The organism is Paenibacillus ehimensis NBRC 15659 (genome assembly GCF_004000785.1).
Classification (GTDB): Bacteria; Bacillota; Bacilli; order Paenibacillales; family NBRC-103111; genus Paenibacillus_G; species Paenibacillus_G ehimensis.
Genome location: NZ_BILX01000081.1, coordinates 17,888 through 28,493 on the forward strand (window position 1 = coordinate 17,888; position 10,606 = coordinate 28,493).

Here is a 10,606-nt window from a genome sequence, read left to right on the forward strand (position 1 = left end):
TTTACCTAGTATTATATCTCCAAAAGCGGTTCATCGATCAAGTTTCTTCATTTCGTCCACTGGATCTTTAATAATTCCACTTTTGGAAGCGCTGCGTTTTTCCATACAATGGGATGGAAGGATGCGCTTTCATGGATGTGGAGCGTGTCCGAATCCTCTGAAGGGTGGAGGGGATGCCCGGAACGCATGCCGGACAGTCCGAAATTTATACCAAAAGGGAGGAAACACGATGAAAAAGCGATGGACCGGTCTTTTACTGTTCATGTTCTCATGCCTGGTGTTTGCCGCGGGCGCTCAAGCGGCGCAGCCGCATTCGTCCTATTGGTTCCCGGAGGATCTGCTCCGCTGGACGCCGCAGGGAGACAAGGATGCGGAGTTCAACCGCAGCACGATTGCCCTGCAGGACCGATTCACGGGATATCAAGTCAATAAGCACGCTACGGTCGAACCGAAAGTGGCAGCGCTTTCGGCGATGAACCGGCAAACCAGCGGCGTGCCGTCGCAAGGGTCGGAGAAGTTCGACGCGAATACGTTCGGCTACTGGGCTTACGTCGACAAGCTCGTCTATTGGGGCGGGTCGTCCGGCGAAGGCATCATCGTGCCGCCGAGCGCAGACGTGACGGATGCGGCCCATAAGAACGGCGTTCCGGTGCTCGGCACCGTCTTTTTCCCGCCGAGCGTTTACGGGGGCAAGTTCGAATGGGTGAAGCAGACGATCCGGCAAAACCCGGACGGCTCGTTCCCGGTGGCGGATAAGCTGCTCGAAGTGGCGAACTATTACGGCTTCGACGGCTGGTTTATCAACCAGGAGACGGAAGGCGGCACGGCGGAAGACGCCGCGGCGATGCAGAAGTTCCTCGCCTACCTGCAAGCGAAGAAGCCGGCAGGAATGCAGATCATGTGGTACGATTCGATGACCTCGGACGGGGCGATCGCTTGGCAGAACGCGCTGACGGACCGCAACCAAATGTTCCTGCAGCAGGGCAGCGAACGCCGCTCCGACAGCATGTTCCTGAATTTCTGGTGGCGCTCGCTGGAGCCGTCCGCGAACAAAGCCAAGAGTCTGGGCCGCAGCCCGTACGAGCTGTTCACGGGCATCGATGTCGAAGCGAAGGGCTATGATACGAAAATCAGCTGGAACGCGATCTTTCCCGAGGGCAAGAAGGCGGTTACTTCGCTTGGCATTTACCGCCCGGACTGGGCGTTCAATTCGTCGGAGAATCAAGAGCAATTTTACGCGAAGGAAAATAAATTCTGGGTCGGTCCGACCGGCAACCCGGCCAATACGTCCGGTACGGCCGATTGGAAGGGTATTGCGCACTATGTCGTGGAGCAGTCTCCGGTAAACGATCTGCCGTTTACGACGAATTTCAATACGGGCAACGGGCAGCTGTTCGCCGTGAACGGGGAAGTCGTGCGGACGACGCCGTGGAACAACCGGAGCTTGCAGGATGTGCTGCCGACTTGGCGCTGGATTGCGGAAAGCAAGGGGGAAGCGCTGAAGCCGAGCTTCGATTTCACGACCGCTTATTACGGCGGCAGCTCCTTGAAGCTGGCCGGAACGCTCAGCCCGCAGAACGCTACGCATCTGAAGCTGTACAAGACGGATCTGCCCGTGGAGCAGAACACGAAGCTGTCGCTTACTTTCAAGACGCAGACGAAGCACGCGGACTTGAAGGTGGGACTGGCGTTTGCCGATCAGCCCGACAAGTTCGTATTCCTTGACGCGGGCGGCTTGCATCCCGGAACGTGGGATACGCAGACGTTCAACCTGAATCCGTACCGCGGCAAGCGGATCGCCGCCATCTCTCTGCATGCGGACGCGAAGCAGACGATTCCGGACTTCTCGGTCAACATCGGGCAGCTCTCCGTCTATAACGCCAAAGACGATCCGAATCCGGTACCCGAAGTTCGCGGCTTGAATGTGAAGGAAGCCGAGTTCAAAGACGGTATCTACGGCGATGCCCGTTTGGAATGGTCGGCCACGGATCGTCCGGTCCGCTACTTCGAGGTGTACCGGGTGAAACCGGACGGCAGCAAAGAGCTGCTCGGCGTCACGCCGAACCGGGTGTACTACGTGCCGATGCTGCGCCGGATCGGGCCGGAAGCGCAGACGAAGCTGGAAGTTGTCGCGCTCAGCGCGGACGGACGGCGCGGCAAAGCGGCGCAGACCGTGGTCACCTGGCCGGCGTATCCGAAGCCGGTGGCGGCGTTCGCGGCGGATAAGACGCTTGTTGCGCCGGGGCAGCCGGTGACGTTCATCGACCAGTCGTCCGAGGTGACGGAGCAGCGGGTGTGGTCGTTCCCGGGCGGGACGCCGTCCACCAGCACCGAGAAGCAGCCGGTCGTCACTTATGCCGCCGAAGGAACGTACAGCGTGACGCTGACGGCGAAAAACTCGGTAGGCGACAGTACCATCACCAAAGAAGCGTTCATCACGGTGACCAAGGACGCCGCCGGCGGGGTGAAAAATCTCGCCCTGAACAAGCCGGCGACGGCGGACGGCGCTTGCGGACCGAACGAGGCGGCAGCCTATGCCTTCGACGGGAAGGTGACGGGCAACAGCAAGTGGTGCGCGCTCGGCAGCGGGCCGCACTGGCTGTCGGTCGATCTGGGCGCGAGCTACACGATCAGCGAGTTTGTGGTGAAGCATGCGGAAGCGGGCGGTGAAGCGGCCGCGTTCAATACCCGCGACTTCCACTTTCAAGTCAGCAACGACGGCAGCACTTGGAACGACGTCGTTCAGGTTCAAGGCAATATGGCCGCGGAGAGCAAGCATCCGATCGCGCTGACGAAGGCGAGATACGTGAAGCTGATCATCGATAAGGCCACGCAAGGCGGCGATACCGCCGCTCGTATTTACGAGTTCGAAGTGAACGGACTGGCAAAATAGCACGGAGGCCGCTTGTCTCCCTTATTTGCGGATAAGGAGACAGGCGGTCTTTTTGCCCCTTTCCAAATACGTATCGGATACGGAGGGAGGCCCGGCCATGGTTTCGGCGGTTCGGACGTTTTACAAAAATCATATCGAGAAGAAGCTGTTCAACAAAATTTTGCTGCTGTATTCGCTCATTATCGTCGTCTCCTTGACGGCGCTCGCCGTACTGATCTACCGCAATGCGGCCGAGCAAGCGACGCGCAAGGAGCTGGAAGCGGCCAAGCAGGTGCTGGAGCGGGCGACGCACGAAGTAGAGCGCAGGTATGAGGCCGGTCAGCAGATGGTGTTCCAATTGTACAAGGACGAGCGGTTGCTTCGGGACGTGCTGTTTTTTCTCAACAACGATTTTTCCGATTATCTCCGTTACCGGCTGGACCGTTTTGCGGACAATGCGGCCTTTGTGGACAAAAATATGGATTCGTATTTCCAATCGCTGACCTTTGACCGGGAAATTCAGACGATCTGGCTGTACAGCAGCGTCAAGGGCTTCCTGTACGCGTATCGCGGGCTGGAGGAGCAGGGCTTCGTCTATCCGGGGCCGGAAAACCCGAAAGTTGCCGATCCGGTCCGCCGGATCCGCCAGACCAAATCGTTTGCGCCGCCGCCGTCGTTCGAGCCGGGAACGGACGGGGACCGGAACCGCATGTTTACGATGGCAAACGACATCAACGACCCGATTACCTTGCAGAATCACGGCACCCTGCTTGTCGATTGGAAGTGGACCGGCATGGACCGGATCGTACAGAACGACCGGAGCGATTTTAAGGGGGAGCTGCTTCTGCTGACGGCGGACGGCACCGTGCTGTACGACTCCTCCCGGCGCTTTACGGGGCAGCGCTATCCATATATGGGCGCCCTGCGGGACCAATCGGACCCGGTCGCGCTGGACGAACCGGCCTATGTACAGCTGAAGACGTTGAACCAAGGCGGCGTCTTGCTTGCCAGCATCGTCCCGGTAGTGAAGGTAAGCGAAGGACTTCAGGGGATGAAACGAACGGTCATCGCAGGCACGGTCTTATGCGTGTCCGCCGCCGTGCTGCTGTCGTATTTGCTGATGATCAATTTCTCGCGCCGTACGCAAACGGTCATTCGCGCCATGCGCAAGCTGCAGGACGGGGACCTCTCGGTACGCGTAACCGTGCAGAAGGAAGACGAGCTGTTCCACATCGCCACCAGCTTCAACAAAATGTGCGAAACGCTGCAGGAGCACATCCAGCGGGTATATTTGTCCGAGATCAAGCAGCGTCAGGCGGAGCTGCTCGCGTTGCAGGCGCAGATCCAGCCTCATTTTCTGTACAACACGCTGGAGGCGATCCGGCTGAAAGCGGTGATGGACGGCAACCGGGATGTCGGGGACATGATCTACAGCTTGGGCGCGCTGTTCCAGAATCTGATCAAGCACGAGACGATGGTGACCGTTCAGGACGAGGTCCGGCTGTGCCGGCTGTATTTGAACCTGCTGCGGGCCCGCTATCCGAACCGGTTCGACTATGAGATTGCAGTCGACGAAGCCGTCGGCCGCTGTACGATTCTGAAGCTGACGCTTCAGCCGATCGTCGAGAACTGCATTCGCCATGCCTTCGATGGCCCTGCTCCGGACGGCCGGGAGCGCCGGATTATCATCTGCGGCTGGGCCGAGGGCTCAGACATCCGCATCGCCGTGACCGACAACGGCTCGGGCATCGCGCCGGAGCGGCTGGCGCAGCTTCGGCGGGACTTGGAGCATCCGCCGCCGCCGTCCGGCGCGTCCATCGGCCTGACGAACGTGAACGAGCGGCTGAAGCACAGCTACGGGGAAGCGTACGGCTTGCGGATCGACAGCCGTCCCGGCGAAGGAGCGACGGTGACCGTCACGATTCCGGGAAGCGTAAGGGGGAACGAATATGTATCGTGTATTTCTGGTTGACGACGAGCCGTTCATTATGGAGGGACTCGCTTATTTGATCGATTGGGAGCGGCATGGGCTGCAGATCGTCGGCAAGGCCGGGGACGGGGCGGAAGCGCTCGAAGCTTTGGCCGGCGAGCCGATCGATATTTTGATTACCGATATCCAGATGCCCCGCATGAACGGCTTAGAGCTGATTCGCAGCGTAAGAGAGCTGCAGCCCGACGTGAAATTTATTATTTTAAGCGGGTACAACGATTTCGACTATGTGAAGGAAGGCGTCACGCTCGGCATCGAAAATTATTTGCTGAAGCCGGTCAATACGGAGGAATTGATTCGGACGCTGACCGGCACCGTTGCCAAAATCGAGCAGTCCGTCTACAAGGAAGAGAGCATTAAGCGCCATCTGGAAATTATCCGCGACAATCTCCTGTACCGCTGGGTGACGGCGGCCATCGAGCCGGAGGAGCTGAGAAACCGCGAGGAGCTGCTCGGCATTCGGCTCGGCCTGCCGGGGTATGTCGTGGGCACCGTCAAGCTGTTGTTCGATCAAGAGCAGGCGGAGCCCGCCGAAGTATCGTCCCGGGCGGAGACGATTGCCGCCGTAAGGATGTATTGCCAGCGGACGGTGCAATCTTACGGCCCGGAGCAGGCCGTGTTCGCCGATCTCGAAGGCGATCTTGTGCTGCTCGCGGGGCTGAACGACGGCGATGCGGATCGGATCCGCTTCGTCCGCTTCATGGCGGAGCTGCAAGCCGCCATCCGCGAGCGGTGGGGCCTGCCGCTGCTGGCGACGGTCGGCGAAGCGTCCAAGGGCGATGCGTCGGCCCATCGCAGCTACCGCACCGCCAAGCGGATGCAGGATTACTATGTGCTCGCGCCGCACGACGGGCCGCTTGTCTACGAAGCGGCTGCACCAACCGCAGCGGCGGAACCTGCGGCGCCTGCGCAGGCGGAGCTGGCCCATTTCTGCAAGCTGCTGTCGGCCGGGAAGAAGGACGAAGCGCTCGCTTGGGTCAGGGAAGCGTTCGCGCGCCTGCGGGAGACGGAGGGGCTCGCGCCGTCCGACATCCAGAATACGGCGATGGCCGTGCTTGCGGCCGCCGTCCATCATGCCAATCTGATGCGGCAGGAGCACGAAGGCGTCATCAGCGATTACAAGCACTTGTTCTCGCAGGTCGTCAAGCCGCAGACGATGCAGGAGCTGGAGGAGCTGGTCGAGCGCTTCGTCGACCGCGTGCTCTGCGCATCCGGGGCGGCGGAGCGGGAGTACAGCCCCGTGATCCGGCAGGTGCTGCTGGAGGTCGAACGCCGTTATGGAGATGAGCTGTCTTTGAAGACGCTAAGCCAGGCCTTCCACATGAATCCGGTTTACCTCGGCCAACTTTTCCACAAGGAAACCGGAGAGACGTTCTCCGATTATGTCAACAAGTACCGGCTTGCCCAAGCGAAGGCGCTGCTCGTCGAATCGAATCTGAAAACGAGCGATATTTCCGTTCGGGTCGGATATACGGATACGAGCTATTTTTACAAGCAATTCCGTAAATATTACGGCTTCTCGCCGACGGAATACCGCAATTGGAGCAAGCTGGGAGGCGGATGAAAACGTTTCTTTAGTTTCTCCACCCGTTCTATAGTTTCTTGACTTTATGCCGCGCTCTGCATTGGGTAAAGTTAGAAAAGAAAGCGATGTATGCGTTTTCCGAAATGGGCACGCGGACGCGAAAGAACGGGGGTGAAAGCTTGTGGGGACGATGGGACGTACACTGAAGAAGCTAAACCGCAACAAAACCTTTTTGCTCATGGTGCTGCCGGGAGCCGTCTATTTCCTGCTGTTCAGCTATTTGCCGATGCCGGGGGCGATCATTGCCTTCAAGGAATACCGCTTTGACCGGGACGGCTTCCTGGCCAGCATATGGCGGAGCAAGTGGACCGGCTTCAAAAACTTCGAATTTTTATTTCAATCCGAAGACGCTTACATCATCGTGCGCAATACGCTGCTGTACAATTTTGCGTTTATCGTGCTGGGCACGGTTTTATCGGTGATGATGGCCATTATTTTGCATGAAATCGTCAACCGCCGGTGGGCGAAAATTTACCAGACCGGCATGTTCCTGCCTTACTTTTTGTCCTGGGTTATCGTCAGCTATTTCTTGTTCAGCTTCCTGAGCGTGGACCGCGGGGTGTTGAATCAGGCGCTGACGGCGCTCGGCATGGAGCGCGTCTCCTGGTATGCGGAGCCGGCCTATTGGCCTTACATTCTCGTGCTTGTCAACCTGTGGAAGGGTGTCGGTTATTCCAGCGTCGTCTACCTGGCGGCCATCATCGGCATCGACAAGTCGTATTACGAAGCCGCGATGATCGACGGCGCGGGCAAATGGCAGCAGATTTGGAGCATTACCTTGCCTTTTATCCGGCCGATGATCATCATCCTGACGGTGCTGGCGATCGGCGGCATTTTCCGCGCGGACTTCGGCTTGTTCTATCAGGTGCCGCGCAATACGGGCGCGCTGTTTCCTGTGACCAACGTCATCGATACGTATGTGTATCGGGGACTGAAGGTGACGGGCAATATCGGCATGAGCACGGCGGCCGGGCTGTATCAATCGGTGGTCGGACTCGTTCTGGTGCTGGTGACCAACGCCGTCGTGAAGCGGATCAACAAAGAGAACGCTTTATTTTAACACTTCGACGAAAAGGAAAGGGGGAGCCTGCATGCCAATGCCAAGTCCGAATGCGCCTACCGCTGCCGTGCGGAAGAAGAGCCGGGACTTTACGAGGCTGTCGCCGTTCTGGAACGGCGTGTGCCACGCGATCGCCGGCGGGTTTGCCATTGCTTGCGTATTTCCGTTCGTCTTCGTCGTCATCATCTCGCTGACGGATGAGCAAGCGTTGGCGAACAACGGCTATCAGGTGTTTCCGGAAATATGGAGCTTCGAGGCGTACCGGTACCTTTTTCGAACCGGAGGTCAGCTGTTCCGGTCTTACGGGGTAACGCTTTTCGTTACCGTCGTCGGAACGCTGCTCAGCGTGATGACCGTCGCGCTGTACGCTTACGCGCTGTCCAGAAACAATTTCGCGTACCGCAACGCCTTTGCGTTCTTCGCCTTCTTCACGATGCTGTTTAACGGCGGGCTGGTGCCTTCCTACATCGTGACGACGCAGGTGCTGCATTTGAAGGATACGGTGTGGGCGCTTATTTTGCCTACGTGCGTCAGCGCCTTCTCGATCCTGATCATGCGTACGTTTTTCAAGCAGATGGTGCCCGATGCGATCATCGAGTCCGGCCGGATCGACGGGGCGGGCGAATGGAAGGTGTTCACGCATCTGGTGCTGCCCATCTCGCTGCCGGGACTGGCGACGATCGGCTTGTTCAGCACGCTCGGCTATTGGAACGATTGGTTCAACGCGCTGCTGTACATCGACAGCCCGAATCTGATTCCGCTGCAGTCGCTGCTGATGAAGATCGAGAGCAACATTCAGTTTATCGTGCAAAACTCCAGCCTCAGCGACGCCACCCAGCGCTTCGAAATCGCCAAGTCGCTGCCGCAGGAATCGTCAAGAATGGCCATGGTCGTCCTGGCCACCGGTCCGATCGTGCTCGCTTATCCGTTCTTTCAACGGTATTTCGTGCAGGGCCTGACGATCGGAGCGGTCAAAGAATAACATCGTACAAGGAGGAACGCGCATGTTGAAACGGAAACGACTCGCCGCCGGGCTCGCCTCGGTGCTGATGCTGTCCGCGCTGGCCGCCGGCTGCTCCGGCGGTGCCGGGAACCCGGCCCAAGAAGGAGCGGGCACGGGAAAAGCGGACGGCCAGCCCGTAGAGCTGATCTGGTATACGATCGGCGGACCGCAAAAGGATGCCGACAAAGTGATGGAGGCCGTCAGCAAATATACGAAAGAGAAGATCAACGCTGCCGTGAAAATGAAGATGATCGATTGGGGCGACTATTCCCAGAAGATGCAGGTCATCTCCGTCTCCGGCGAGCCTTACGACATCGCGTTTACGAGCTCGTGGGCCTTCGACTACGTGCAGAACGCCCGCAAAGGCGCGTTTTACGAGATGGACGGCCTGCTGGACAAATACGGGGAGGGCATCAAGAAGGCCGTGCACCCTTCGTTCCTCGAAGGCTCCAAGGTGAACGGACACAACTATGCGGTGCCGACCAATAAAGAGCTGCCCGCGCAGGCCGTATGGCGGTTCAACAAGCAGTACGTCGACAAATACAAGCTGGACCTCTCGAACGTCAGTTCGCTGGAAAGTCTGGAGCCGCTACTCAAGACGATGAAGGAAAACGAACCGGGCGTCTACCCGATTCCGAGCAACGTCGATCCGTTCGTTCCGTTCGATTTTGTCGTGGAAGGGATTCCGTTCGGAGTCCGGCTCGATACGCAGGATTACAAGATCGTCAACGTATTCGAGACGCCCGAGTACCGGCAAATGAGCGAGACGATGCGCAAATATTACAAGGCGGGCTATTTGCCGCCCGATGTCGCGACCAAAACCGGCAACGATCACGAGAAAACCGGCAAATGGCTCGTCGACAAAGCGCATACGGTCCCGTTCGCGGACAATTTATGGTCGGAAGGCTTCAAATACGAGATCGTGTCGAAGCCGATCCATGAGCCGATCGTGTTCAACTGGTCGGTGACCGGCTCCATGATGGCGATCTCCGCGAATTCCAAGCATCCCGAGAAAGCGATGGAATTTTTGAACCTGTTGAACAGCGACGCATATTTGCGGAATCTGGTGAGCTACGGCCTCGAAGGCACGCACTATAAAAAGGTTTCCGAGGGCGTCATCGAGCCGATCCCGGATTCCGGCTACTCCATGCCGTCGTTTACGCTCGGCAATATGTTTCTGCTGAACCGGTTCCCCAAGGACCCGGCCGACAAGTGGGAGCAGTACGAGAAGTTCAACAAATCGGCCAAGAACGCGCCTCTGCTCGGCTTCCAGTTCGACTCCTCGAAGGTGGAGAACGAGCTTGCCGCCGTCAAGAGCGTATCGGAGGAGTTCAAGAAAGCGCTGGAGACCGGCTCCGTCGAGCCCTCGGAGGTGCTGCCCAAAGCGATCGACAAGCTGAAAGCCGCGGGGATCAACAAGGTGATGGACGAGGCACAGAAGCAGCTTGACGCGTGGAGAGCGAAGAAGTAAGCGCATAAAGAAAGGAGGCCGTCTCTGGCGCAGGAAATGATCTGCGGCGGGGGCGGTTTTTTGGGGCTGTTGCAAGCTTCATTCCTCTTTATGGAAGGGAAGGGAGCCGGGGCCGATGGAGGATGAGGCGGACCCGAAAGCGGCAATCTGATTCAACCGGCACGGCCCGGACGACGTGCTATTTGGGCGCGGACAGGCGCGGCCTGACGTGACGTCCGGTGCGGATCAGACACGGCCCGGACGTGGTATCTGACTCGACCGGGTGTGAACTCTGACCCGGTATCTGGCACGGATCAGGCTCGGACTCGGACAAGGCACCCGACGCGGGTATAGCTTGAAAAATAAAGGAAGCACGATGCGCTAAGCTCAATGTGGAGACATTCATTGGAACATAGAGGAACGGAGATCACTTAACCGTGTCGAAAAATGTTCGTACCCTCCTGAATCGGGGCTTTAGCGCATCGTGGATTCTCTATTCTTGTACAGGCCGGCGAATGTGAGCCAATAACGCATTATAGTTCCTCTAATTTACATTTCGGCCATGGAAAGGACTGACCCAACGTCTCCGGCGGGCTACGCAATAGCTTCGGCATCGAAAAAAGCTCCGGCTGCCCTCGAGAAGAGA

6 protein-coding genes are annotated in these 10,606 nt (G+C 58.2%); all 6 read left to right on the forward strand.

The window, feature by feature from the left end; all coding sequences use genetic code 11:
* The first annotated feature begins 229 nt into the window (after positions 1-229).
* The 6 genes from PEH01S_RS29105 (at position 230) to PEH01S_RS29130 (ending at position 9,981) form a co-directional block, all read left to right on the forward strand.
* Positions 230-2,893 carry an endo-beta-N-acetylglucosaminidase gene (locus tag PEH01S_RS29105; protein WP_127489649.1) on the forward strand — a complete coding sequence of 888 codons (2,664 nt, stop codon included), beginning with the start codon at positions 230-232 and terminating at the stop codon, positions 2,891-2,893.
* 97 nt (positions 2,894-2,990) lie between these two features.
* On the forward strand, positions 2,991-4,844 hold the full coding sequence (locus PEH01S_RS29110; protein WP_127489652.1) for a sensor histidine kinase: 1,854 nt from the start codon (positions 2,991-2,993) through the stop codon (positions 4,842-4,844).
* Entirely contained in the window at positions 4,822-6,426 is a 1,605-nt protein-coding gene (locus PEH01S_RS29115) for a response regulator transcription factor (RefSeq protein ID WP_127489654.1), read from the forward strand. Before PEH01S_RS29110 ends, PEH01S_RS29115 begins: the two co-directional genes overlap by 23 nt.
* Before the next feature lie 151 nt (positions 6,427-6,577).
* Positions 6,578-7,507: an ABC transporter permease gene (locus PEH01S_RS29120; RefSeq protein WP_036712879.1), complete on the forward strand. Its 930-nt coding sequence runs from the start codon at positions 6,578-6,580 to the stop codon at positions 7,505-7,507.
* A 37-nt stretch (positions 7,508-7,544) separates the two neighbouring features.
* Positions 7,545-8,489, forward strand: a complete 945-nt coding sequence (locus PEH01S_RS29125) for a carbohydrate ABC transporter permease (RefSeq protein ID WP_036712876.1) — start codon at positions 7,545-7,547, stop codon at positions 8,487-8,489.
* A gap of 22 nt (positions 8,490-8,511) precedes the next feature.
* On the forward strand, positions 8,512-9,981 hold the full coding sequence (locus PEH01S_RS29130; RefSeq protein WP_127489656.1) for an ABC transporter substrate-binding protein: 1,470 nt from the start codon (positions 8,512-8,514) through the stop codon (positions 9,979-9,981).
* Positions 9,982-10,606: the final 625 nt, after the last annotated feature.